The sequence below is a fragment of the Paenibacillus sp. LBL genome (assembly GCF_029893715.1).
Taxonomy (GTDB): Bacteria; Bacillota; Bacilli; order Paenibacillales; family Paenibacillaceae; genus Paenibacillus_AQ; species Paenibacillus_AQ glucanolyticus.
Window position 1 is genome coordinate 1 of the sequence record NZ_JARXYU010000005.1, and the last position, 25,154, is coordinate 25,154.

Consider the following 25,154-nt stretch of genomic DNA (forward strand, 5'->3'; position numbering starts at 1 on the left):
CCCTCATTCCAATCCTCGGTCACAGAGTTAGACTTAATTCATTAAGTCTCCGCCTTTCCCTTTATAAACCGGTTATAGCAGAACAAGTCACTCGTCATCTTCATTCCATATCCCCTTGTATAAAACGGGAACCGCTGCAAACCCCAAACGATCCGCCCAATCCTCTGTCTCATCCCATGAGAGGCATACGTTATGTTCGTTCCACACCGAGAACAGCAAGAAATAGGAAGGCAGCGCTGAGTACAAAAGGGAATGCTTGGCATATACGTTTTCCGCGCATATGCGATATCCTTCCGGGATCCGATATTTAATCATACGCACATAAAAAAAACTGACTGCTGACAGGACCGCATCCCGCCAAGCAATCAGCTGTGAAACTTCCGTCTACTGAACCGAGTTGCCTTTTGGAGCGACTGCGGTTGTTCCTCTCTCCACTAACTTGACCGGTACCAGCATCCTGCTCGGCGTCTGCTTCCCTCGTTCCAGCCAATTCACCACGTTTTCAGCCGCTTGACGACCAATCTCGTAAAAATTCTGTTCTACCGTGGTCAACGGAATGATGACATGCTCCGTCACCGGATTGTTATCAAAACCTATAATCGAAATATCCTCCGGAATGCGGATGCCTCTCTCCATACAAAGATTCAGCAAATTAGCTGCAATCAGATCGTTCTCTGTCTGAACCGCAGACACTCCTTCCATCCGGTAAGAGTCCAGCAGCTCATTATAAAATCGTTCGACGCCAATCTTTTCCCGGTATCCCTTCATATTCAGCTTGATGTATCTGCTGTCTACGGGAATTCCATGGTCTTTAAGCGCTTGGCAGTATCCGAAATATCGGTCGCGCACGGAAGAGGTGGATTCGATGCTGACCGCGGTCAGAAAGGCGATTTTTCGATGTCCAAGCTCAATCAATTTGGATACGGCTTGGTAGGAGCCGTTGAAATTGTCCGATACAACCGCTCCTAAGGGAAGGCTGTCGAAATACTTGTCAATGGTGATGATCGGATAGTCTTCAAGGCACAGCCGATGCAGAATATCGTAGTTCGTCTGATCGTTTCTCGGATACAGAATGATGGCCGCAATGCCCTTCCGGGTCAGCATCTCCAGCAGATCGCGTTCTTTCTGGGAGTCGTAATCGCTTTGGTGAATGCTCAAATAATAGCCGTTCGCGTTTAGCCAGTCCGAAGCTCCGCGAATATAACCCATCGTACCACGGTCGTCCTCGGAAGGCAGGATAAGCGAGATCATTTTCTCTGTTCCATCGGAACGCTGCTCAGGGCCCCGGGTTCGAGACTTTACAAAGCTCCCGCTTCCCTTAATTCGGTAGATGAACCCGTCCCGCTCCAGCTCCTCGAGCGCTCTTCTTGTTGTAATACGGCTCACGCCGAAGGTGGTGCTAAGTTCAGCCTCTGTCGGAAGCTGGGCTTCCGGAAGGTAACGCCCCGATGAAATTTGCGATTTAAGCTCGTCCATAATGACGCTGTACAGCGGTTTATTGTCTTTGCTCAACTTGGTTCTCATCCCATCTTTATCTTTTTTCCAGTTGTGGACTAGTCGCACTCAAATTATATCGTTTGCATCAATAGCATGTAAACCGCCCTTAGGATCAGTCCTATCCCACTTTCCCCAATCCGGTCAAGCGACTCCCTTAACATCATGGAAATTCAGCCTTTCCGGATGGGCGGCTTACCTCATTTTATTTTACGTTTGAGTAGCGTTCATACTGTGCCTTTTTGATATCCAGATAGCTCTGGGCTCCCATCTTGTCGAGCGTCTTCACGTAATGATCCCAATCGGTATCCAGACTGGCTTTGCCCGTGACAAACTTTACCCGCATTTCCTCAATATATTTATTAATGTCGGTCAGGATCGCGCTTGTTTGATTCGCTTCGTCATCCGTGGGTACAAAATCCGGCCACAGCTCTTTGGGCGCCAAAACATCCAGCTCTGCCGGATCCGCCTTGATCTCATCCGCAACCGTCGTTCCCCTCGCTGCCATTCGCAAGCTGTCGTCCGGCTCAACATATGGATAATAGGCTCCATATACATTGTCAACATATTGGAAAGCACCTAGCTGGACGCCGCCCTTGTAGTTCAAGATCTCATCCTTGTATTTCGGTTTGCCATCAACCAGGTCGTAGGTTTCGCCTTCCAGGCCAAATGTGCCAAAATTGATGCCCTCCTCTCCATAGAAATAATCAATCCATTTGATTGTTTCAACGGGATACTTGTTTTTGTTCGTGATTACAAAACCGAAGATACCCTTGGCCGGAGGGCCGAGCACGCCTGCCAGCTTATCACCGTTCGGACCTTCCAGCGCATGGATTCCCACATAGTTTTCTGCTGCATCCTTACCGATGTAACCCGGCCCTTCCCACACGAAGGAGCCAATCAAGTTGTTAGAGCCGTCCGTTGACCACTTGGCATAATCATAACCGGTCGTAAAATTTTGCTGAGCAAGCGAGCCGTCCTTATACAGATCATTCATATAACGCAAAAGCTCCCTGTACTTCGGATCATTGAAAGTTGTTTTAACCGCGCCGTCCGCGTCCTTGTAGAGGTATTGGCCGAACGCTTTGGCTCCGCCTTCTCCCATGCCGAAGCTGCCTGCCAAAAAGCTCTCCAGGAACGTCCAGTATTGGGATTCGAGCACCCAGCCCAGACGTTTGCTGTCCTTCTCCCGAATCTTCATCAATGCCTCGCGGAACTCAGCGGTTGTCTCCGGAACTTCCAGCCCTGCTTCATCGAGCCAGCTTTTGTTAATATACAGGCGAACGGAATTGAACGCTTTGGAGAAATCGACGTAAGGCAGCGCATAGATATGTCCGTCCGACATGGTGATGGCTCCCTTGATGTCCGGATTGTCCTTGAGCAGCTTGTTCAAATTGGGCGCGTGCTCCTCAATCAGTTCCTCCAGAGGAATAAACAAACCCTGCTTGCCGTATTTCATCAGCTCGTCCGTGCCGAATGCAATGCGATAAAACGCATCTGGCAGGTCATTGGACCCGAGCATCACATTTTTCCTTTCCGTCACGGCAGACCCGGCCAGCTCCTCAAACTCAACGTGAATTCCGGAAATCTCCTCATATTTTTGCCACATCCACAATTGATCGGCTGGAGGATGTACATCGGTATATCCGCGTTTCACAATCTTTAACGTAATGCTTCCCGGATCGCCGTCCGTTCCGGCAGGCTCCGGTGTTGCCTCTCCTCCTGAACCGCCGCCGCAGGCGGAAAGCACCAGAGAGAACATCATTGTTATGACAAGCAGAAGATACAGCCCTTTTCTCATATCCACAAACCCTCTTTCCACGATTATGAGGTCCTGACGGAAAACCAACTGCTTTTCCCGCTTCAGTACCGGCCTTACCCTTTGATAGCTCCCACCATGATGCCTTTCTCAAAAAAACGGGACAGCAATGGATACAGCAGAAGCAGCGGCAGGGCGGACAAAACAACGATGGCGTATTTCAAACCTTCCTTCACCATCATCTGATCTGCGTACTCAGCACCAACCGATATTCCGGCCATTTCCTTGAAATCGTTCCGAACTAAAATTTCTCTTAAAATGAGCTGAAGCGGAAATTTGTCCCGATCCGTCAAATAAATCATGGCGTCAAAATAGGAATTCCAATGGCCAACGCCGTAGAACAGGATCATGACGGCGATGATCGGCATGGATAAAGGGAGCACAATTTTATACAGCATATGAAAGTCATTACATCCGTCCACATAAGCGCTCTCCTCCAGCTCGACCGGAATACGGGTCTGAAAGTAGGTCCTCATGATAATCATGTTGTAAGCACTAATCGCTCCAGGCAGCACCAGCGCCCACATCGTATTCAGCAGGCCCAGCTCCTTGTTCACCAGGTACAGAGGAATCAGGCCGCCACCGAAAAACATCGTAAAAGCGAACAACAGCGTGAACAATCCCTTACCGTAAAAACGCTTTCTCGACAGAGGATAGGCACCCAGCACCGTCATCATAATATTGATGGCTGTACCTGCGAATGCGTAGAGGATGGTATTGGCGTATCCCCTCCATATTTCACTGTTCTCGAACACTTTGGCATAACTGTCCAGATTGAAACCTGCCGGATATAGTAGCAGCGGCTTGTCCCAAATCTGGCGTGGATCGGAGAATGAAGCCAACAGGACGAAAATAAGCGGGTATAGAATAACGATGGTCACCATGATCGACATAATAAGAATGATGATATCCGCCAGCTTTTCCCCTGTCGTTCGTTTGATGTTCAGCAGCACGGCTTAAACTCCCTTCTTTGCACGGTGATCTTTCCCTACCATAGGCTGGTCTCCCCTGCTTTGCGGGCAACGGCGTTGACGATGATCAGAATGATAAAGTTGATCACGTTATTGAACAGTCCCACTGCCGCGGAAAAGCTGTATTGCGTATTCAAAAGCCCGCTTTTGTACATGTAAGTGGAAATGACCTCGGACGTTTCCAAATTCATTGGATTTTGCATCAAGAGGATCTTCTCGAAACCTACACTCATGATGCTTCCTGCACTCAGAATCGACAGAATCATAATCGTTGGCACAATACCGGGGATGGTGATATGCCAGATTCTCCGAAATTTGCTGGCACCGTCCATGTAAGCCGCCTCATACAGGTCTGGGGAGATGCCCGATATGGCTGCGCTGTATATGAGTGACGACCAACCGACTCCTTGCCAGATGCCGGACCAGACATACAGATGCCAGAAATTAGAAGGCTCTGCCAGGTAATCTACCGGTTCCCTTCCTAAAGATGTAAGAACGGAGTTAAAAACGCCGTTCGTAGGTGAGATGAAAAAGAACAGAATGCCAACCGCGACCACGACCGAGATAAAGTGCGGAGCATAAGAGACGCTTTGTGCGAATGAGCGGAGTTTACGACTCCGAATCTCATTGAACAGGAGCGCTAGCAGGATGGGAGCGGGAATACCGATCAGCAGGCCGTATAAGCTGATGCCAATCGTATTCTTGAGAATCGTCCAGAAGTAATACGCGTCAAACAGCCTTTCGAAATGCTCGAAACCGACCCATGGGCTGTTCCAGATGCCAAGTCCGGGCATAAAATCCTTAAAAGCAATCTGCACACCGTACATCGGCCAGTAATGCCAGATCAGGAAGTACAGCACCGCTGGGGAGATGATGATGTACAGCCCGATATTTCGCTTTAGCTGCCTCTTGACATGTTTCCATTTGCTCGGCTTGGGAACGGGATGTGGGGATGCCGAGTTTAATCGGGCGTCCATACTTTGTCATGACCTCCTTTTTTGCTGCAGATCAGAGATTCGGGAGATTAATGCAATCTCAGCAGATCTAGAGAATCTCGATGCAATTGAATTCTCCCAGTTCAGAAATTCATCACCTCCCTCCTTATAATTTGTTCTAACATTTTTTATGTATATGATTATTTGTTATAACACATTTTAGTGAGGATTTATTTTCCAGTCAATATAGCATCGAAAAATTGTGACTTTAGTTGTATTAGGCCTGAATTTGTTATGACAAATTTCGACGAAGGTGTGAAACAGTAAATTTCTTAGCTTGTGAAATAAATAAAACAGCCGCGTAAATATCGTGGCTGTTGGCTTTTTTTCAATGAGTTATGAGATTGCACTCGGTTACACCTGGACGCTGCAAGTCCTTTTTCGCAACATAGCTGGGCAGAAAAAAAAGAGCAGATCATCTGCTCTTTTTTGCGTATTCCCATCAACCGATGTTACTTATCCAGGAATCCCGGCTGCTTTCCCCTTCGATCGGCTCCCCCCGCGGTTGGTAATGAACACCCCGGATAGTATGAGAATAAGGCCGATGATAAGGTTCCATCCGATAGGTTCATCCAGCAGCGTATACCCCCAGATCATCGCCGTTGCAGGAACCAGGTAAGTGACGGAGGTGGCGAATTCCGGACTTCCTTTTAACACCATATAATTGAACAGGATGTATGCGACACCTGACCCGAAGATGCCAAGACCGACCAGAGCGCCCATGTTGGCAGGTTCTAAGATCTTTGTCACGTCAACCCTCTCCGTCGTAAAGGCAAGGATGCCGCTCCCTACCATCGCGCCAAGCAGAGTTCCGAACGTTAACTGATACATCGTGAGTCCACCCAGCAATCGCTTGGATAACTGTGAACCCACGGCATAACACATAGTGGCCCCGATCATCGCAGCAAAACCAATGAAATCGACGGTCATGAAAGAGCCTGGGCGAATGCCCAGCAGAATGATCAGACCGACAAGCGCAATTCCCATGCCGACCCACTGTATCCGCCGGAATACGGAGCCGAAGAATAGTAACCCTACAAGCATCGTCCATATCGGCGTCGTTGCATTCAATACCGAAGCCATGCTGCTGGCTAGCTTAGTCTCGCTAAACCCGATTAAGGTCCATGGCAGAGCCATATTAATCATGGCGACTACGAAGGTTGGAAGCCATTTAATTCTTCGCAGGTCGAACGGCTTTCGCATTATCAGCATGATAATCGAAATAAATAGAAATCCGCAGGTAGAACGCAGAAATGCAATCCCCCATGGACCGAAATCGTGCAGTAAACTTTTAATGAAAAAGAACGAACCTCCCCATATGAGACTTAGGAGGATGAGCGCAATATACAAGGATCGTGCCAACGTAATACCTTCTTTCTATTTGTAGGACATCCTTATAATTTAACATCTCGTAAGGGAAGTTGTACAGAGCGTTTTTCTACAGCCCTCATGCAGGCAGGAGACAGCCTTTTCCTTATTTGAGCAAGTACTCCCGGTGAAACCCAAGTTTCCGACCTCTCGCGATGTAACATCCATACGAATAAGCATAGCCGTTTCATGCATTGCACTTCAGCTTACAGCATGGATGTCGGCTTGTAATCCTGACGATACTGCCTCGGCGAAACCCCGTATTGTTTACGAAACTGATCCGCAAAATGATTGTAACTGTTAAAGCCGACATCCTGAGCAGCCTCGCTTGCGGTCCGGCCGGAATGAGTCATCAATAAAGCGGCATGGCGAACCCTCATTTGATTCAGATGCTCTACGATGGTGTACCCTGTTTCTTGTTTGAACAAATGTGCCAGCCTGGACCCCGAGACTCCGACCTCTCGCGATATGGCGTCAATTCGAATATCTTCCTTTAGCGAACGGGACAACAAGCCCAGCGTTTGCTCGACTCTAGGGTCCATTCTTTTATTTGTGCGCTGTGCAAGCAGAAGCAAAATCTCACGCAGCGCGTTCTCACACAGCGCCTCCCACAAATCTAAGCGGTCCAGTGAATCTTGCAGCACATTCCGGAACGCTTGCTCGACACGGCCTCGGACACGTTCATCGGGCAGGGTTTCGACCAGAAACTCCTGGTTTCTTAGCATCCAGTTTTCCGGAAGTCCAGGATAATGGATCCAGAGAAAGTTCCAGCGCTTCCCTGATACTGTCCCGTATTCATGAGTGATGCCGGCGCGCAGCAGTCCAAGTTGCCCGGATCCGCAGCGTTTCTCCCCGGCAGGCGTGCGAAAGTAGCCCTCTCCATGGAGCGTATAAACAAGCAGCCAGTCCTGCATCCCTTGAGGTCGACGCAGGCGATAAGCATCGTCTTGTTCAAAATGGTCGCCGAATATCGTTCCGGTACTTTCCAACGATATGACAGCCCGTTCGTTTCGCATGAACCTCTCCTCCCCGATTCCTCAAATAGCAGAATCCCGGTACTTTTAAGCAGATATCATACTTCCTCTCAAGATAAGCAGACCTTATTCTATTGTCAACAGGAAAAACCATCATCTGATCGGAGGGACTACGATGCGAGAGAAGTTAAACGTATTGACCGAGGAGCAGCTGCACAAGTTCGAAACAGAGGGATATTTAATTGTAAAAGGGCTCTTCCGGCAGGAGGAACTGGCTGAAATTGAAGCAACGTTTGAGGAGATCAGCCAAAAGACCGTACCCGGCCACTTCGAGCCGGTCTTCAATGATACAGCTGTCGAACCGCTGAAACGCTATCCGCGTGTTATGCATCCGCACCGTTTTGATGCAATCGCAAAAAAATACATGCTGCACAAGCCTGTCATGGACGTATTGGCTGATTTGTACAGCGAGCCTGCGCTCGCAGCTCAAAGCATGTTTTATTACAAACCTCCCGGTTCCCGCGGTCAAGCGCTGCACCAGGATAATTTCTACCTGCAGGTGGAGCCGGGCAACTGTATCGCGGCGTGGACGGCGATCGACGCGGCTGATGAAGAGAACGGCGGCTTGCTCGTCGTTCCGAAAACAAGTAATTATGCCCTTGTGTGCCCGGAGGAAGCCGATTCGCGCGAGTCGTTTACCACCCATTTCGTGAAACCGCCAAAAGATCAAACGGTCCTCCCCGCCATAATGGACAAAGGCGATGTGCTCTTTTTTAACGGCAACCTCATCCATGGCTCTTACCGCAACAAATCGAACCGTTTTCGCCGTGCCTTTATCTGCCACTATGCCAACGCGTCGGCAACCAAGATCGGTGCTTTCTACCGGCCGTTGTTCCGGGAAGACGGCACGGAGGTCCATCTGGACAGTAATCCGAATGGCGGCCCTTGCGGCGTCGAGTTCGAAACGCCGTATCCCCATTAGATTTCAGACGACCAGCGCACATTTTCATGGCACTGGTCGCCCTATGTTAACTTTCATTGAATAGGAGTTTTTAGCATGCATTGAACCACTCTGCAATTTTATATCGGAGCAGGCTCCCCATTTATATCTCTTGCTTGGAATCGATATAGGTCTGCTCTGCCACGATGGTAAATCGCTCCACGAGATCACTGATTTTGAAATTCTCCGCACCAATCATAAAAGTCTTTACCGTATCATGAAACGGCGCATGCCAATGGGCAGGAACGCCCTCCTTGCCAACGATTGCCCCGACGATGCTCCCTGCGGTAGCCGCTGTGCAATCATTGTCCAGCCCCATTGCCACCGTCTCGGAAATGACCTTGGACACATCCGTCCCTCCGATCATTAAACCGAATACGGTCAAACATGCATTGTTGTTCGTATGAACGGGAGACATACCTTGAAAGCGCTTGTTCACGGCTTCTCGCGCTTCTGCGTAATTCCGGATATCTCCACCTATGGCGAGCGCCCATTCGATATCCTTATATAGGCTGCATTCGCTAGGAATTTCTGTCAGTCCAGTGCGAAGGGCGTCCACCGGATGATCGACGGCAAAGGCGGCTGCTTGAGCCGCACTAAAAAACATTTCGCCATAAATTCCGTTCCTTCGATGGCTCAAATAAGCGTCTCGATACGCGTACTCTGCCGCTTTCGACGGGAACCCCGGTGCAATGTATGCCCACGGATCGGATCGAATATCTGCACCGATCCATTGACAATACGGATTCTCTAAGCTTGCTGCTTCCATAGCCGTCTTGCCTGCTCTCAAGTTACGAAGGGCAACCTCTTCAGCCGTACATGCAAGCGGCAAATATTTCACCCAGCTCTTCCCCACGTCCTCCGTCGTAAAATGAATCCCATGCTCCTCCGCGATCAGCAGCCCCAGAATCGTATACGTAATATCATCGTCGACGGGAACTCCGCTCATGCCTTCAAGCGTATATTCATAAAATGTGCTCTTCCCATATCGCCGATGGTTCGGATTCTTAATCCGGGTCCAATAGCTGCGCGGTGGAAAGGCATCCCCAATGTACTCGGCCCAACTCTTCATTTCATCCACTTCCCATAGTTCGACGGGAGCTCCCAGCGTACATCCGGCGAATCGGGCGAGCATAGCGCCCTCCAGCTTATCTTTATACTCGGACTGATTGAATGTTTTCCACATTCTTCGAGGACCATTCGTACGAAGCTGCTGAATCCCACGCAGATCATTCGGCTCTTGGGAAGCCAGTTTCCCATCAACAGGCAGACCTTGCAATTTCTCCGCGGCTTCCTGCATTGCCCGTTCAATATCCTGCCAAATGCCGGAAACGCCATCTGCACCATATTCATGGGCTAATCGCCCGTACTCCATAATTTTTTCGGATAACTCAGCCAATTTCGGTTCTATAGGATAAGCCATGTCACTTTCTCCTCTCGCTTCATATGTAATCGATTTCATATCTAGTTTATAATATGAAAGATAACAATTCTGCTCAATAAGGACTGAAAACTATGCAGAAACAACCATCTTCCTATGAGATTATCGGTCAGCCGTATTTGCTCCCTCCCACGTTTCCCGTGGATTGGATCGGAAACCATGTCCAAAACGATGCCGATATTACGTATCTTCATTATCACAATTGTCTTGAAATCGGATACTGTCACGAGGGCTCAGGCGTGTTTTTTGTAGAGGACAAGATCCTGCCTTACTCAAAAGGCGATGTGAGCATTATTTTTCCGGGGCAGCTTCACCTTGCGCAAAGTGTTAAAAGTCAGGTGAGCCGATGGGATTTTTGCTTCTTAGATCCGAATGCGCTGCTTGGCACGGCCCATCCCCGATCGTGGAACGCCCCTGCTCCAGCGGGATTCGCTAATATCATCAGTCCGGGCGATGCTCCCGACATCACATTAATGACGGAATATCTCATGAAAGAACTAAGTCAGCAATTATCAGGCTACGAATCGGCCGTCAAAGGGTGCCTTTGGACGCTGATGACCCTCATTACCCGAATCATCGATCAGATGGCTGACGATACACCAGTAGTTGGAGCTGCCGATCGAAATTCCATGAACACAATTTCCAAATCGCTGGAGTACATCTCACAGCATTACATGGAACCGATTCATATTCATGAATTGGCGGCAGTTTGCAGCTTAAGCGTCACGCATTTTCGTCGAACGTTCCGCGTTTGCATGGGAATGGCTCCGCTCGATTACTTGCACAATGTGCGAATGCAGATGGCCTCTGCATTACTATCCCATACCGATAGCAGCATACTGTCAATCTCCCAAGAGGTAGGCTATGCAACAATATCCAGCTTCAACCGCCACTTCAAACATTGGACGGGAATAGCTCCCTCCAAATGGCGCGCGATAAAAAAACAGGGCAAACAACCCATGAAACCGTGAGAAGAGGTTCGTATCTTGATCGCAGAATACCATCCATTCCCATGCGCTCTCCAACATACAAAGAAACCGTCTGTTATCAGACGGTTGGATTGAACCAATGCTATGTATTTCGATACCCTCCACGCGGTTTATCTCCTTTTTCAATAACAAATCCCATTCTGGTATGGTAAGCGATGGAGCTTGTATGGATTGGAGACGTGATACAGCGAACAATTTCTAAACCCCGTTTATTCACTTCATTAAAATACGTTTCGTAAAGCTGACGTCCGATGCCACGCTGCCGATGCGCAGGATGGATGCCAACAAATGAATATAAGCCTCTTCATTTCGGATTTGGGATAAAAATCCAATAAGGAAACCTAGCATTGCTCCATTCTCTTCAACTATAAAACCCGTATCTTGAAAATGATCAAAAACAGCTTCGGCAGCATATCTGCCATTAGACGACCGTTCCACCAATTGTTTATAACAGAAATTATCATCTCGTAATCTGACGATTGGGCCCTGGGGACAAAAAAAGAAGATGACCCAATTATAGCAAAGTCATCTTCTAAGAATTTTATACAAATACATTCAAAATAAAGAGCTTCTCCATCGAAAATAACTAAACGGAATACTCTTTATTGTCAATGACGATGACGGGTTCAGTCCCTGATCTCGCAGCTGCGGTCTTCTTGGTATGGATGACCAATTCATGAATATTGCTGCAGGATTTCTTCGCACCCATGACCAATAACGGCACCCCTAGAGAGTCCAGTTTCAACCTTCTGGATAACAGTCCGCCCATCGTCATGGAGAATGGTACCGTTGGCGACGTGTTGGAATATATGATAGGCTCATCGTTCTGGTATTTGTCTTGCAGGATTAAGCTCAAGTTCTTCAATGCTTCCACTACCACCTTGGAGGATCCCCGCCCAACCGAGTAAACCGGATTCCCGTTCTCATCCAGGCCGTGAAAAATGAGCTTGCCCATATCCGAGGTTTTCAGTTTGTTGAAATAATCAACCGCCAGAATTTCTTCTTTTGTAAGCTGTCGATTCGTAGGCAATTTATTTAGATGATACGCTGCCGCCAACGACGTTGTGTGGGTCCCCCCGTAATCATTGTAAATAAAGATCATACATCCCGTCTCCAATCATAGAGTAATGTGCTTATTATTACCATTAAGCTCTGTCTCATTCGCCGAATCTCAGCATCGAGCTAGGTGATAACAGAAAAAAGCCCTGATTCCTCAGGACTTCTTCTTATCTCTATATGGAAATATTCATAAACTTGATTAATCCAGGTATACTGCTTTTCCAAGACGGGCCGATTCGTACAGAGCTTCCAGAATACGTGATACAACATAAGCTTGCTCAGGAGTAACGACAGGGTCTTTATCCTGATCAATGGCTTCGATCCATCTTCTCATTTCAACATCCGGAGCCTGTTCCTTCTTACCGTCATAGAAAGCTACCCCGCCGGAGTTCAACTCAATTTCATTGGTGTACAGACGGCTGAATTTCTCTCCGTTAATGCGAAGGCCGTTCTTCATATCGGCCCCGCCTTCCGAGCCGCTAAGAGTACATTTGGCTTCGTCAATATCAAGCGTATTTAACGCCCAGCTTGATTCCAGGATGATGGTTGCTCCGTTCTCCATTACAATCATGCCGAAAGCGGAATCTTCGACCGTAAATTTCTCGGGATCCCACGGTCCCCAAGCATTTGCCGCATTATCCTTACGGGACAATTCATGATATGTAGTACCGAGTACGATTTTCGGCTTGTAATTATCCATCATCCAGAGCGTCAAATCCAGCGCGTGCGTACCGATATCGATCAGCGGCCCTCCGCCTTGTTTTTCCTCATCCAAAAATACGCCCCAGGTCGGAACAGCTCTTCTCCGTACCGCATGTGCCTTGGCATAATAAATATGACCGAGCTCTCCGGCTTCGCACACCTCTTTAAGATAAAGACTGTCTTCACGGAACCGATTGTTGTATCCGATCGTCAGTTTCTTGCCCGTACGCTGAGCTGTTTCCATCATCAGTTTGGCATCCGCAGCCGTTTTGGCCATCGGCTTCTCGCACATAACATGCTTTCCGGCCTCAAGCGCAGCAATGGAAATTTCCGCATGTGAATCATTAGGGGTAAGCACATGAATGATATCAAGGGTAGAATCCTTTAGCAGCTCCGTGTAATCGCTATATACTTTTGCTTCCTCGCTGCCATATTTGCCAGCAGCCTCTTCAGCCCGATCTTTGACGATATCGCAAAACGCTGCAAGCTCCACACTATTCAATCTGCTTAAGCTGGGCAGATGTTTTCCGTTTGCGATTCCGCCACAGCCGATAATACCAATGCGATAAACTTTTGACATGTATCATCACCATCACTTTCATGAGTTTTTATAAGAAGCATAATTATAGAGCCCTGCCCCATACATTTAATGAGGTCTTGACTCCACATATAAGGTATCATATCTGACCATTTTTTTTAGTATAACTATGCGACAATTCATATATAAAATCACGACATCCATCTCCTATACAAAATGTTCGTCCAAGCCATCATACAAAACATCATATACTACTAGCAATGGACAGACTTAATAGAACAGGTGGTGAAGCTAGCCTTGACAAAATTTTTAGATGCACGCACCTCCAATCACTGGCCCATAGCATTCCCAGGCTCCATGGAACGTTTTGTGGTGGACACCCCCGTCATGGTCGGTCAAGTGGGTTTGAGTGTGCCTGCCGATACAACCGGTATCCTCCGTACTCAGCTTCTTGGGCAAGTTGGCTTCTATATACTAAGTGAAGATATATTTGCTCCGATTATTCAAATTGATGTCATGCGAGGCTATTTAACAACGGATCCAGTTATCCATACCACTTATGTACAATATCAGCCTTCCCAGGTTCAAAGCCAAAGTGTCTCCTTTGTCGCTGCAGACTATAATGTAACCCCTCCCCCAACCGGTCTTCTGGTATATACCATGTATGTGACTGCACTTGTGCTGGATATGGGCAGAACAGGAGCAGAATGCTTTAATGCTTCCGTATATACGGATTAGAGCATGCTTCCTATAGAAGTTGCATTGAAAAAGGCAGCCGATCATCGGCTGCCTTGATTCTTCATATAAACGTGACGAAAGCGTCATTCCTGTGATTCAGTCGTATTGCTATCGTATATTAACTTTTCATTCGCGGATCCAGAGCATCGCGCAGACCGTCCCCCATCAGGTTGAAGGCGAGTACCGTCAGCATGATCGAAACTCCGGGAAAAATCACCGTCCATGGGGCCGTTGCGATAAACTGACGCGAATCAGACAGCATCTTTCCCCATTCCGGAGCGGGAGGCTGGGCGCCAAGGCCCAAAAATCCGAGCGCAGCCGCTTCAATAATGGCCGTCGCGATGCCCAGCGTTCCTTGCACGATGATTGGAGTCAGACTATTCGGCAGAATATGATGTCTCAGAATTCCACTGTTCTTCATCCCTATAGCCTGCGCAGCGCTGATGTACTCCTCGTTCTTCAAGCTGAGGACTTTAGCGCGAACCAATCGGCCATAGGTCGGTATGTTGACGATGGCAATGGCATATAACGCATTTTGCAGCGAAGGGCCCAGGATGGCTACGATGGCTATCGCCAGCAAGATACTCGGAAACGCCAACAAAATATCAAAGAAACGCGAGATGATCATATCTATCCACTTGCCGTAAAAGCCTGCCAGAATACCGAGCAGCGTTCCCAGAATGATGGAGCCAAGCACGGAAAATGTACCGACCCACAATGAGATGCGCGTTCCATGCAGCACCCGGCTGAGCAAATCCCGTCCCAAATCATCGGTTCCAAACCAATGCTCAGCTGACGGAGGTTTTAACCGGTCGGCAAGCTCCTGCGCTTTATAATCATAGGGCGCGATTAATGGCGCGAGCAGTGCGATGACAATGAAGAACATAATCATGAACAGTCCAGCCATCGCGATTTTGTTCTTGCGGAAAGCTCTCCACGCATTACGCCAAGGTCCGGAAACCTTCTCGGAAGGAATGGCAGAGCTGTCGTTCAGGTGTGTTGTAATCTGTGGCATAGCTTCCCTCCTACCGGTAGCGGATACGCGGATCGACTGCTGCATACAGCAAATCCACAATCAGATTGATGACAACGAATATAAAAGCGATGATCAGAATTCCGGACTGAATAACCGGGTAATCCCGTGAGCTAATCGCTTCATAAATATAGCGGCCGATACCAGGCCATGCGAAGATGGTCTCCGTTAATACCGCTCCTCCAAGCAAGGCGCCCGTCTGCAGGCCGATAACCGTAAGCACAGGGATGAAGGCATTCTTGAGCGCATGCTTGTAAACAACGAAAAATTGGGACAGTCCTTTGGCTTTAGCCGTGCGGACAAAATCGGAATTCATGACCTCCAGCATGCTCGATCGCGTCATCCTGGCGATAACCGCCATCGGGATGGTGCCCAGTGCCACGCTGGGCAGTATCAGATGTTTGACTACCGTCCACAATTGATCGAAGCGTCCGGCAATGATGCTGTCAAGCAGGTACAAATTCGTTACGGCTTCTACCGGGTCACGCTGATTCATCCGACCGATCGAAGGCAGCCAGTGCAGTTCCAAGGAAAATATCCACTGCTCCATTAACCCAAGCCAAAAGATGGGCATCGAAACCCCGATTAATGCGACCAGCATACTAATGTAATCAAACCATGAATTGTGCTTCCAGGCGCTGATGATTCCCGCATTGACGCCGAAAAAGATGGCAAAGGCCATGGCAGCAAACGTTAATTCAGCGGTTGCTGCCAAATACGGTGTGATTTCTTCGGCAATCGGCACCCTGGTACGGATGGATTGTCCAAGATCGCCTTGCAGCAAATCTCCGATATAGGAGAAATACTGCTGATACCACGGATTATGAAGCCCCAGCTGCTCACGAAGAGCCTCCTTGGACTGTTCCGTCGCCTTTTGTCCCAGAATGGTCTCAGCGGGATCGCCCGGAATGGCATGAATGATAGAAAACACGATGATGGTCATCCCGATCAGAACCGGAATCATGATGAATATTCGCTTCAATATATAGGATTTCAAGATAGATTCACCTGCCAAAGGCGTTGTGGTACAGCCCGTTATTCAAAATAAACGTTATAGTAGTATTCCGTTCCTGTAGGAGCCGGTACGTATCCCTTCACATTTGCTTTGGCTGCAAGGAGAGGTGTCGTATGCACGAGGGGTACCCATGGTGCATCCTCTTTAATGATGACTTGAGCTTCTTTATACAGCTCCTCGCGTTTGGTCTGTTCGGTTTCCTTTTGAGCGGCAATCAAAATTTCATGGAGCTTGTCACTGGCATAATAGCTGTAGTTATTGGATGGGATGGCATCTTTGTCAAGCAATGTGTACAGGAAATTGTCCGGGTCTCCGTTGTCTCCCGTCCAACCGAGCATGAAGAGGTCGTCTTTTTCTCCAGCTTGCGCATCATCCAGATACGTCGCCCATTCGGGTGATTCGATTTTGACCTTCACACCGATTTTCTCGAAATCAGCCTGAATCACTTCCGCTACCTTTTTACCATCCGGCATGTAAGGACGAGGAACCGGCATCGCGTAGAAGGTGTATTCGTCCGGCAACCCGTTCGGGTAACCCGCTTCAGCCAGCAGCTGCTTCGCTTTTTCCAAATCGTATTCATAATCCTGAATGCTGTCGTTATACCCCCACAGAGATGGCGGCAATGGATTGACGGCCGGTACGGCCTGTCCAGCGAAGAAGGCATCGATAATCGCTTGTTTGTTGACGGCATAACTCAGGGCTTGTCTTACTTTCACGTCGTCAAACGGCTTTTTCTTGAGGTTGAAGCCGACATAACCAACGTTGTTAGAGGGACGTTCGATCTTCTGCAGATCCGGATTGCTTTCAAGTGTTGCCAAGTCGTCCGGGCTCAAATCTTCCATCAGGTCGATTTCCCCGCTTTGCAGCGCATTGAAGCGTGCAGAGTTGTCGGGAATGGAGCGAACGATCACTTTATTCAGCTTCGGAAGTCCTTCTCTCCAATAGTTCGGGTTCTTCTCCAGTGTAATCGAATCATTGCGTTTCCACTCTTTGAACACAAAAGGTCCTGTGCCAACCGGCTCGTTCTTGAAGCTGGCTTGTTTCTCTTGAATCGCCGTAGGGCTGGCAATACCGAAGGAGGTCATCGCCAGGTTCTGCAGGAATGGTGCTTGCGGCTGATTCAGCGTAAATTCAACGGTATTGGCATCCACTGTTTTAACTTCCTTGATGACCCGTTTTCCATCGGTACCAAACATCGAGTCATAATAGTCAAAGGAGTCGCCTTCATACTTGTATTCGCTCTTTGGATCGGACCAGCGGGTGAAATTGAATACCACGGCATCCGCATTAAAATCGGTTCCGTCATGAAATTTCACGCCTTGGCGAAGTTTGAAGGTATACTTCAGCCCGTCTTCGGAAACCGTCCAGCTTTCGGCGAGCGATCCTTGAACCTCGGTTGTTCCTTCCTTATATTCCAGCAAAGAGTCGAACACTTGGTGCGTGATTTTGAGGGATTCGCCGTCTGTTACAATTGAGGGGTCAAGGGATGAGGAATCCCCGCCCCGTCCGACAATCAACGTATCCTGTGTGGACTGTGACGGGTTATTCGGTTCTGTTGTTTCTCCCGTATCCGTTCCTGCTGCACCATTATTGCCGCTGCTCTTACTGCCGCTGCAACCCGCAAGGGCAACAACGGTGCATAACATCAATACCATAACGAGACTGCTCCATCTTTTCACTTTCATATTCTGGCTCCCTTCTATTCAACCGAATATTTCATTTGTTTATATGAGGCCGGACAACTTGTCCAGACTATAAACCGGAAAGAAGAAAAGTGCTTCGACAGCTATAAATAAATGGTTGCGATACGTACGTCTTAAATCGCTTTTTCGGTTGCATTCGCCCCGTTATACAAATGGCAGGCTGTCAGATGGGCGGGCTCGGTTTCCTTCAGCTCGGGCCGCTCGTTCAGGCAAATGTCCATCACCATTGGACAACGTGTGTGAAATGCGCAGCCAACAGGCGAGTTTGCGGGGCTTGGCAGCTCTCCCTGCAGAATGATTCGTTCGGTTTTGATATCCGGGTCCGGCTGAGGCACCGCGGAAAAAAGCGCTTTCGTATATGGATGCTGCGGCGAGGAATAGAGTGTGTTTTTCTCGGCAATCTCCACGATCCGCCCGAGGTACATCACGGCAATTCGGTCACAGATATGCTTGACCACACTCAGGTCGTGCGCGATAAAAATATAGGTAAGGCCAAATTCCTCCTGTAAATCCTGCAGCAAATTAACAATCTGCGACTGGATCGACACGTCCAGTGCCGAGACGGGTTCATCCGCAACGATCAGCTTGGGCTGGAGCGCCAACGCCCTGGCAATGCCAATTCGCTGACGTTGTCCGCCAGAGAATTGGTGCGGATACCGCTGAAGATGGCTATGCGTCAAGCCGACGACATCGATCAAGCGGCTGATGATGTTTTGTCGCTCTTTTGCATTCCCTACTCCATGCACGATGAGCGGTTCCTCCAATATCCGCTGGACAGTATGCCGCGGATCCAGAGAAGAGAACGGGTCCTGAAACACGATTTGCATATCTTTGCGCTTCCGCCGGAGCTCTTCCGGGGATAAATCCGTGATATCCTGCCCATCAAACCGAACCCTGCCGGACGTCGGCTCAATCAGACGCAGCAGTGAACGGCCCGCAGTGGATTTGCCGCACCCGCTTTCCCCTACCAATCCAAACGTCTCACCTTTTTCCACGGAAAACGAAATATCGTCAACGGCTTTGACGACTTGCTGCTGCGATCTTCCGAACCACCGACTTCCCAGCGGGTAGTATTTCTTGAGATGCTCCACGTGCAGTAACGGTTCGCTCATACGACTTCCTCCTTCGGCGTTTCGTGCAGCCAGCAGCGGCAGCTATGTGCCTCTTCATATTCCTTCAACTCCGGAAGCTTCTCCAAGCACAGCGGCATCACGTTCTGACATCGCTCGGCAAACCGACAGCCCTTCATCTGTGTATTCAAGACCGGCACGTTGCCGGAAATGGAGAACAACCGGCGATGCTGCTCATTCATCCTGGGTACCGACTTGATAAGACCCTGAGTATACGGATGTAGCGGTTTTTTGAATATATCCCGCACACTCCCTTCCTCAACCACCTTCCCGGCATACATTACTGCTACCCGATGACACATCTCCGCGACAACACCGAGATCATGCGTGATCATCATCACCGCGGTTTGATATTCCTCATTCAAGCGGCGGATCAAATCCAGAATCTGAGCCTGAATCGTCACATCCAGCGCAGTAGTCGGCTCATCGGCAATGAGCAGTTCAGGATTGCACGAAATCGCCATCGCAATCATGACCCGCTGTCGCATCCCGCCGGATAGTCGATGGGGGTATTCATCGATGATCTCCACTGCCCTTGCAATGCCAACCTTTTTCAGCATCTCAACCGTATGCTCTCGAGCGTGTTTCCTGCTTAGCCCCCGATGGAGGCGAATGGTCTCGCTAATTTGCTGGCCAACCGTAAGGAGCGGATTAAGCGACGTCATCGGCTCCTGAAAAATCATAGAAACGGCATTGCCGCGAATAGTACGCATCTCACGCTCTTTGAGCGGGACGATATCCTTCCCCTTAAACAAAATCGAACCGCCAGTGATTCTACCCGGAGGCTGCGGAATCAGCTTTAATACCGAAAGCGCTGTGACACTCTTGCCGCAGCCTGATTCGCCAACAACTCCAAGCACTTCTCCCGGCCTAACATATAGGCTCACACCATCCACGGCGGGTATTTCACCTCGGTCCGTAAAAAAGTGCGTGTGCAAATCCTGAATCTGCAAAATAGGTTGACTCATATTACAGCCTCTTTTCTGTAGATAAGATAGATTTTGCAGCCTTTTTCGACTCATCCTTCCATAGCCCGTGACCTTTCGACGAAAATCAGCATAAAATTGAACTCAGGTCAATTAATATGTAAAAAACTCTGACATCAAACCAAATATAGTTTATTTGATATGTTACTTTACATCATTTTTTTAGGTTAGACAAGAAATATTTACTATATTTTCTATGTTATGTTCATGAAATATTTTACAAAAAAACTAGAATGGGCTACTAGCCTGACAGCCAGAATTCAGCCAATGGAAATATCATGCTATAGAATTCATTAAATTAATATTTCATATCATGAATTCAATATAATTCGGCAACTGCTCTCCATTTAACAAACAAAAAAAAGCATCTGATCCAAGATCAAATGCTTTAAAGGTGATTTCGCAACAGGTTTCATCGGACTCTACCACGCTGCATGAGGGTGTCTTCGCATGAACTCAATCATACGGGCATCAACAGGTACACTCACATGCTGAAGTGCCTTTATCACAGCTCCGGATGCGGCCGACAATTCAGGAGCCTTGTAAACATACTGTTTATTTTTCCCAAATCGCAGGCTCTCATTAAACTTTAATTTCATATAGGGACTGTTCACGACACTGCCAATTCCCGTAACCGATACGTGATCCGATTGAAAGAACGATCCCAGAATCTCGACGCCTACCATGATTTGCTTCATGGCTTCATCACACACATTCTGGGCCAATGGACTTCCGGCTTCAGCTGCAATCGTGATGATTGGTGCCATGTCTCCAAACTTCTTGTTGCGCTCCTTGCTCTCTTCCATAAATCCTGCGGCCGCCAAGAGGCGAAGCTGTTCCATATTCTCAACATTCCAATAGCTCTGAACGCTGCGAACCAGCGTTTCATCCGATTGTTGAATATTCCCGGCCAGTATTTGGTACACCGCATCATACGCAAGAAATCTCGCTGCGCTGGCGGCATAATGGTGAAAATCGATATTCTTGATCGGTGTCTCTTGTTCCGTTATGGCTAAAATCATGGAGCCCGTTCCAGATACAACCACGATACCCGGCTTCCCAATGAATGCACCTGCGTGCGCGACAACGGAATCGTTGACATACCATTTCGGGCATTGCAGCCCCTCCACATCGGTTAAACGGGTCACCCAATCCAGATCTTGATCGGACTCGTAACCCGCTATTCCCGCATATAGTCCTATGACTTGGTCCAGGCTGCAGCGCGCCATAGAAAGCGACGATTGAATGGTTTCTTGAACATTTTTGTGCGCATTGCTGTCCTTATGTATCGAGGATGCGCCGCCAACTGCATATGACCGGATATTACCATTCAAGTCACTGACCATGACGCGCGTTTGCGACCCGCCTCCGTCAATCCCAATCACTACCTGATCATTCATCTCCAAGATCCTCCTGAAATCCTATTCTGGCACCTTACAAAGACGGGGCTGAACCGCCGTCGATATTGATGGAAGTTCCGGTTACATAGGAGGCCGCGTCGGATGCCAAAAAAACGATGACTTTTGCGGCTTCATCCGTATCTCCAATGCGTCCCAGCGGAATCTTGTGGCGCGGGTCCCGAGCATATTGCTCCCATGAGAGCCCTGGCTCCTCCCGCTTCCACCGCTCCTCCAACTGTGCACTGCGGATCATTCCTATGCATACCGTGTTTACTCTGATTTGATCGGATGCCAGATCATGACTCATGGCCTTGGTCATGGCCTGTCCGGCTGCCCGGCTGACACTGCTCGGCATGGACGAAGCCGGCGGCGTCTTGGCCCAGGACGTTGTGACATTGATAATCGCCCCGCCGCCAGACTTACGAATATGCGGAATCGCAGCACGCGAAAAGCGAATGGCGCCGAACAGCTTGAGATCCAGATCGGATGCCCATTGTTCGTCTTCAATCAGCTCGAATGGCTTCGCTGCCGCAGTTCCCGCATTGTTCACCAGGATATCGAGTCGACCGAAATGTTGAACGGTATCCCTTACCGCCGTCAAGCATTCCTCGGATTGAGTCACGTCCGCCGTTATCGTCAGCGCCTGAAATCCGCTTGAATCTCGAATATGTTCAGCCGCAGCAGCTAATTGCTCTTCATCCCTTGCACAAATAGCCACCTTTGCGCCTTCAAGAGCAAACGTGACTGCCGTTTCAAGGCCAATGCCCCGGGTCCCTCCGGTAATCAATACAACTTTGTCTTTGAGTCCTAAGTCCATATATGATCGGCTCCTTTACTTTGATATTCCGAATCGTTGTCACTATCATACCTTCAACAAAGGAGATGATTTTCCCTCCTTCCGCTGCTGCAACAGCAAAAGCCGCGATCTCATCGCGGCTGCTTGACACTTCTATCTTTTATTTGTTCCAATGCTCCACATTGGATTCTCTTCTGGCAAAATCGACAAACTGGAATTTATCTAACCGGTGTCTCGATTCCGTATATTGAAAGAGTGTTGTATCCTCCAGATGAACGTAACCCCGGACTACGACGACATGTGTATCGTTTCCAAGATCCATGTAATCGTGGTCCATGGTTGTAGCACGTTCAACAGAAATTATTTTTTTGGCATAACTGATTTTCAAATGCAATTCTTGCTCAAGATATTGAAAAATAGAATCGCCGGTAATTTCCTTCGTCAAACCCGTGACGATGTCGGCAAGCAAACAATCAATATCCAGGATGATGCGTTCCCCTTCGATCTCCCTGGCGCGAATCACCTTCCACACGAGCTGGTCCGGACGGATTTGAAGCTCCTTCGCTATGCTCTCCCCTGCAGGGACGCATTTCGTTTCATACACAAAGGTTCGGCTTCTTCTGCCTAACCGTTCAGCCATCTCTTTATAACTGACCAGACCCGATACCGGAAAGTTCAATCTGCCTGTATCCAGAACAAAGGAGCCTTTGCCTTTAACCTTGTGGATATACCCGTTTTGCGCGAGCAAATTAAGTCCTTTGCGAACCGTTTCCCTTGTAATCTGATAGGTGGCGGCAAGCTCGTTCTCCGATGGCAGCTTACTGCCGGCCTGGAGAATTCCCGTATCGATTTGTTCGGCATAATCTTTGTAAAGCGTCCAATAAATATTGTTTGTCATCCCTTATCACCATCAGCTATTGTACCATGATCCAGCGATGATTACATGCTCCACAGGTACCGTCAGATTTCAGAATGCAAAACGGCTTGAAGCACGCGGGTCTGACCTTGAACGGCCTCTCCTTCATACTCCACAACCTCCTGAATGAGTTCCTGTCCATCCGGTACGATGATCGGCGTGATAACAGGCAAGCCGGCTTGTTCAATACGATGGATATCGAATTCAAGCAGCAATTGTCCCTTGGTTATGGCATCCCCCGTCTCTACATGGGCGATGAATCCCTCCCCTTTTAAGGAGACGGTGTTGATTCCCACATGGATCAGGATCTGGACCCCGTTAGTATCGGTCAAAATAATCGCATGTTTGCTCTTCTTGATCAGATGAGCGACCTGACCGTCAAACGGTGCGTAGACTTTCCCTTCCGACGGAATGATGGCAATACCTTGCCCCATTTGTTTTTCAGCGAACGCAGGGTCCGGAACTTCAGCCAAAGGCACGACTTTACCGTTCATCGGCGCAGCGATATCCACCATAACCTTCTTGGAAGCATCTGCTGAAGTACTTGCCTCAGAAACAGAGGATATGGAAGAACGGGTTGGGGCTGCAGTCGCACCGTCCGTCCGTTCATTTTCAACGTTATCTTGGGGAATTTCCTTCCCTTGGTTTCTGATTGGCCTCGACATCTGATAACGTCCGAACAACAAGGTTCCCGTGAACGGAACAACCAGTACAATCGCCATCCCCAGGAAGAACACGCCCCACTGGTTAGGGAATATGGACAGGAAGCCCGGAATACCACCGACTCCGATCGAAGAAGCCAGAACGTTGTTGACTGCCAGCAGCACGCCGGCAATTCCGGATCCGACCATACCGAATATAAAAGGATATTTATGACGAATGTTTACCCCGAAGATAGCTGGCTCGGTTACGCCCAGAAAGGCGGAGATCGATGACGTAACAGCAAGCCCTTTGGCCTTCTGTTCCTTCAGAATGAACATCATGGCAAGCGCGGCCGCACCCTGTGCAATGTTGGACAAGGCCAGCATCGGCCACAAGAACGTTCCTCCGTTACTGCCGATAAGCTGGAAATCTACCGCAAGGAACGTATGATGCATTCCCGTGATAACCAGCAGCGCATACAATCCGCCGTATATCAGGCCGCCAAGAGCGGCAAACGAATCGAAAATGCTGACCAGTCCTGAAGTGAGGACGTTGCCAATGGCAAAGGTGATAGGTCCCACCAGGATAAATGCGAGGAAGCCGGTGACCAGCAAGGCAACGGGCGCCACAACAAGCAGCTTGATGGAATCATGAACACGCTTGTCCAGAAACTTCTCGATCTTGGCTAATATATAAGCGGAGACCAGAACAGGCAGCACCTGACCCTGATATCCGATTTTCTCAACGTCAAAACCGAATAAATTCCATACCGGAACCGTGCCCTCCAGTTTGGCGTCCGCATACTGATAGGCACTCAGAAGATCCGGATTAACCAGAATCAATCCCAATACGATCCCAAGCAGCGGGTTGCCCCCAAACTGCCGTACCGCCGACCAGCCGATCAGGACGGGAAGAAAAGTAAATGCCGTACTTGCGATAAGATTGATAATGGATGCCACATCCGCCCATTCGGGATGCACCTGAATCAGGGATTGTCCTTCGTAGAAGATACCTGGACCCGTAAGCAGATTATTAATGCCGAGCAGCAAACCTGCCATGACAATCGCCGGCAAAATCGGAATGAAAATATCCGCTAGCGTCTTAATGGCCCGCTGAATCGGATTTTGTTTCTTGCTGGCAAGGGTCTTCACATCATCCTTGGATGCTCTTGTTCCACCGGTGATATCCATCATTTCATTGTAGACCTGGTCCACCAGACCTGGTCCGATAACAACTTGAAATTGACCCTGAGAGGAGAACTGCCCCTTCACCAGATCGTTCTCATCCAGAGCTTTGGTATCAACCTTACTGTCGTCCGCAAGGGCAAATCGTAATCGTGTAACGCAATGCGTGGCGGCTTCAATATTGTCTTTTCCACCGACTGCTTCGACAATTCGCTCCACATTTTTGCGATCAATGGCCATAGCTGTACGCTCCTGACTATA

23 protein-coding genes are annotated in these 25,154 nt (G+C 48.8%); 3 read left to right on the forward strand and 20 right to left on the reverse strand.

Annotated elements, in window-relative coordinates; translation table 11 throughout:
- Positions 1 to 87 precede the first annotated feature (87 nt).
- From M2277_RS13390 to M2277_RS13420, 7 genes are all read right to left on the reverse strand, one after another.
- Positions 88 to 315, reverse strand: a complete 228-nt coding sequence (locus M2277_RS13390) for an RNA ligase family protein (protein ID WP_481857772.1) — start codon at positions 313 to 315, stop codon at positions 88 to 90.
- A 69-nt stretch (positions 316 to 384) separates the two neighbouring features.
- The gene (locus M2277_RS13395; RefSeq protein ID WP_006210076.1) at positions 385 to 1,512 is read right to left on the reverse strand and encodes a GntR family transcriptional regulator; all 1,128 of its coding nucleotides are present in this window, start codon (positions 1,510 to 1,512) and stop codon (positions 385 to 387) included.
- A gap of 187 nt (positions 1,513 to 1,699) precedes the next feature.
- Complete coding sequence (locus M2277_RS13400; protein WP_280754935.1) at positions 1,700 to 3,295, reverse strand: type 2 periplasmic-binding domain-containing protein; 1,596 nt, start codon at positions 3,293 to 3,295, stop codon at positions 1,700 to 1,702.
- Positions 3,296 to 3,369: 74 nt separating this feature from the next.
- Positions 3,370 to 4,266, reverse strand: a complete 897-nt coding sequence (locus tag M2277_RS13405) for a carbohydrate ABC transporter permease (RefSeq protein WP_280754936.1) — start codon at positions 4,264 to 4,266, stop codon at positions 3,370 to 3,372.
- A gap of 35 nt (positions 4,267 to 4,301) precedes the next feature.
- Positions 4,302 to 5,261, reverse strand: a complete 960-nt coding sequence (locus tag M2277_RS13410; protein WP_006210074.1) for an ABC transporter permease — start codon at positions 5,259 to 5,261, stop codon at positions 4,302 to 4,304.
- 474 nt (positions 5,262 to 5,735) lie between these two features.
- The gene (locus M2277_RS13415) at positions 5,736 to 6,641 is read right to left on the reverse strand and encodes a DMT family transporter (RefSeq protein WP_006210073.1); all 906 of its coding nucleotides are present in this window, start codon (positions 6,639 to 6,641) and stop codon (positions 5,736 to 5,738) included.
- Positions 6,642 to 6,853: 212 nt separating this feature from the next.
- Entirely contained in the window at positions 6,854 to 7,663 is an 810-nt protein-coding gene (locus tag M2277_RS13420; RefSeq protein ID WP_006210072.1) for a helix-turn-helix domain-containing protein, read from the reverse strand.
- A 133-nt stretch (positions 7,664 to 7,796) separates the two neighbouring features.
- Between M2277_RS13420 and M2277_RS13425 the strand changes: the two genes are divergently transcribed.
- The gene (locus tag M2277_RS13425) at positions 7,797 to 8,603 is read left to right on the forward strand and encodes a phytanoyl-CoA dioxygenase family protein (RefSeq protein WP_006210071.1); all 807 of its coding nucleotides are present in this window, start codon (positions 7,797 to 7,799) and stop codon (positions 8,601 to 8,603) included.
- A gap of 121 nt (positions 8,604 to 8,724) precedes the next feature.
- Here M2277_RS13425 and M2277_RS13430 read toward each other — a convergent pair whose 3' ends face one another.
- Positions 8,725 to 10,044 carry an ADP-ribosylglycohydrolase family protein gene (locus M2277_RS13430; RefSeq protein WP_280754937.1) on the reverse strand — a complete coding sequence of 440 codons (1,320 nt, stop codon included), beginning with the start codon at positions 10,042 to 10,044 and terminating at the stop codon, positions 8,725 to 8,727.
- A 92-nt stretch (positions 10,045 to 10,136) separates the two neighbouring features.
- On the opposite strand from M2277_RS13430, the gene M2277_RS13435 reads away from it, so the two are divergent.
- Positions 10,137 to 11,033, forward strand: coding sequence for an AraC family transcriptional regulator (locus M2277_RS13435; RefSeq protein WP_063479424.1), 897 nt, complete (start codon positions 10,137 to 10,139; stop codon positions 11,031 to 11,033).
- 100 nt (positions 11,034 to 11,133) lie between these two features.
- Here the strand turns inward: M2277_RS13435 and M2277_RS31735 are convergent, their stop codons facing one another.
- The 3 genes from M2277_RS31735 to M2277_RS13450 form a co-directional block, all read right to left on the reverse strand.
- Complete coding sequence (locus M2277_RS31735; RefSeq protein ID WP_338842212.1) at positions 11,134 to 11,331, reverse strand: GNAT family N-acetyltransferase; 198 nt, start codon at positions 11,329 to 11,331, stop codon at positions 11,134 to 11,136.
- Positions 11,332 to 11,637: 306 nt separating this feature from the next.
- A complete protein-coding gene (locus M2277_RS13445; protein ID WP_280754938.1) occupies positions 11,638 to 12,153 on the reverse strand; it encodes a DUF3189 family protein in 516 nt (171 codons plus the stop codon).
- Between the two features lie 156 nt (positions 12,154 to 12,309).
- A complete protein-coding gene (locus tag M2277_RS13450) occupies positions 12,310 to 13,392 on the reverse strand; it encodes a Gfo/Idh/MocA family protein (RefSeq protein ID WP_280754939.1) in 1,083 nt (360 codons plus the stop codon).
- Positions 13,393 to 13,647: 255 nt separating this feature from the next.
- On the opposite strand from M2277_RS13450, the gene M2277_RS13455 reads away from it, so the two are divergent.
- On the forward strand, positions 13,648 to 14,088 hold the full coding sequence (locus tag M2277_RS13455) for a hypothetical protein (protein ID WP_280754940.1): 441 nt from the start codon (positions 13,648 to 13,650) through the stop codon (positions 14,086 to 14,088).
- 118 nt (positions 14,089 to 14,206) lie between these two features.
- Here the strand turns inward: M2277_RS13455 and nikC are convergent, their stop codons facing one another.
- The 9 genes from nikC to treP form a co-directional block, all read right to left on the reverse strand.
- Positions 14,207 to 15,103, reverse strand: coding sequence for a nickel transporter permease (gene nikC / locus M2277_RS13460; RefSeq protein ID WP_063479423.1), 897 nt, complete (start codon positions 15,101 to 15,103; stop codon positions 14,207 to 14,209).
- Between the two features lie 10 nt (positions 15,104 to 15,113).
- Positions 15,114 to 16,118 carry an ABC transporter permease gene (locus M2277_RS13465; protein WP_280754941.1) on the reverse strand — a complete coding sequence of 335 codons (1,005 nt, stop codon included), beginning with the start codon at positions 16,116 to 16,118 and terminating at the stop codon, positions 15,114 to 15,116.
- Positions 16,119 to 16,156: 38 nt separating this feature from the next.
- Complete coding sequence (locus tag M2277_RS13470) at positions 16,157 to 17,821, reverse strand: ABC transporter substrate-binding protein (protein ID WP_280754942.1); 1,665 nt, start codon at positions 17,819 to 17,821, stop codon at positions 16,157 to 16,159.
- 131 nt (positions 17,822 to 17,952) lie between these two features.
- Complete coding sequence (locus M2277_RS13475) at positions 17,953 to 18,951, reverse strand: ABC transporter ATP-binding protein (RefSeq protein ID WP_280754943.1); 999 nt, start codon at positions 18,949 to 18,951, stop codon at positions 17,953 to 17,955.
- On the reverse strand, positions 18,948 to 19,937 hold the full coding sequence (locus M2277_RS13480; protein WP_280754944.1) for an ABC transporter ATP-binding protein: 990 nt from the start codon (positions 19,935 to 19,937) through the stop codon (positions 18,948 to 18,950). The genes M2277_RS13475 and M2277_RS13480 overlap by 4 nt, the downstream gene beginning before the upstream one ends.
- Positions 19,938 to 20,377: 440 nt before the next feature.
- Positions 20,378 to 21,355 carry an N-acetylglucosamine kinase gene (locus tag M2277_RS13485; RefSeq protein ID WP_280754945.1) on the reverse strand — a complete coding sequence of 326 codons (978 nt, stop codon included), beginning with the start codon at positions 21,353 to 21,355 and terminating at the stop codon, positions 20,378 to 20,380.
- A gap of 34 nt (positions 21,356 to 21,389) precedes the next feature.
- Positions 21,390 to 22,172, reverse strand: a complete 783-nt coding sequence (locus tag M2277_RS13490) for an SDR family NAD(P)-dependent oxidoreductase (protein ID WP_280754946.1) — start codon at positions 22,170 to 22,172, stop codon at positions 21,390 to 21,392.
- A gap of 139 nt (positions 22,173 to 22,311) precedes the next feature.
- Entirely contained in the window at positions 22,312 to 23,049 is a 738-nt protein-coding gene (treR, locus tag M2277_RS13495) for a trehalose operon repressor (protein WP_006210055.1), read from the reverse strand.
- 62 nt (positions 23,050 to 23,111) lie between these two features.
- A complete protein-coding gene (gene treP / locus M2277_RS13500; protein ID WP_148247437.1) occupies positions 23,112 to 25,133 on the reverse strand; it encodes a PTS system trehalose-specific EIIBC component in 2,022 nt (673 codons plus the stop codon).
- Between the last annotated feature and the right edge of the window lie 21 nt (positions 25,134 to 25,154).

Coding starts and splice junctions, on each gene's coding strand:
- M2277_RS13400 (WP_280754935.1), bottom strand. CDS start 3,295: ATGAGAAAAGGGCTGTATCTTCTGCTTGTCATAACAATGATGTTCTCT.
- M2277_RS13425 (WP_006210071.1), top strand. CDS start 7,797: ATGCGAGAGAAGTTAAACGTATTGACCGAGGAGCAGCTGCACAAGTTC.
- M2277_RS13475 (WP_280754943.1), bottom strand. CDS start 18,951: ATGAGCGAACCGTTACTGCACGTGGAGCATCTCAAGAAATACTACCCG.
- M2277_RS13420 (WP_006210072.1), bottom strand. CDS start 7,663: ATGCGAAACGAACGGGCTGTCATATCGTTGGAAAGTACCGGAACGATA.
- nikC (WP_063479423.1), bottom strand. CDS start 15,103: ATGCCACAGATTACAACACACCTGAACGACAGCTCTGCCATTCCTTCC.
- M2277_RS13435 (WP_063479424.1), top strand. CDS start 10,137: ATGCAGAAACAACCATCTTCCTATGAGATTATCGGTCAGCCGTATTTG.
- M2277_RS13450 (WP_280754939.1), bottom strand. CDS start 13,392: ATGTCAAAAGTTTATCGCATTGGTATTATCGGCTGTGGCGGAATCGCA.
- treP (WP_148247437.1), bottom strand. CDS start 25,133: ATGGCCATTGATCGCAAAAATGTGGAGCGAATTGTCGAAGCAGTCGGT.
- M2277_RS13490 (WP_280754946.1), bottom strand. CDS start 22,172: ATGGACTTAGGACTCAAAGACAAAGTTGTATTGATTACCGGAGGGACC.
- M2277_RS13430 (WP_280754937.1), bottom strand. CDS start 10,044: ATGGCTTATCCTATAGAACCGAAATTGGCTGAGTTATCCGAAAAAATT.
- M2277_RS13410 (WP_006210074.1), bottom strand. CDS start 5,261: ATGGACGCCCGATTAAACTCGGCATCCCCACATCCCGTTCCCAAGCCG.
- M2277_RS13480 (WP_280754944.1), bottom strand. CDS start 19,937: ATGAGTCAACCTATTTTGCAGATTCAGGATTTGCACACGCACTTTTTT.
- treR (WP_006210055.1), bottom strand. CDS start 23,049: ATGACAAACAATATTTATTGGACGCTTTACAAAGATTATGCCGAACAA.
- M2277_RS13390 (WP_481857772.1), bottom strand. CDS start 315: ATGATTAAATATCGGATCCCGGAAGGATATCGCATATGCGCGGAAAAC.
- M2277_RS13485 (WP_280754945.1), bottom strand. CDS start 21,355: ATGAATGATCAGGTAGTGATTGGGATTGACGGAGGCGGGTCGCAAACG.
- M2277_RS13445 (WP_280754938.1), bottom strand. CDS start 12,153: ATGATCTTTATTTACAATGATTACGGGGGGACCCACACAACGTCGTTG.
- M2277_RS13470 (WP_280754942.1), bottom strand. CDS start 17,821: ATGAAAGTGAAAAGATGGAGCAGTCTCGTTATGGTATTGATGTTATGC.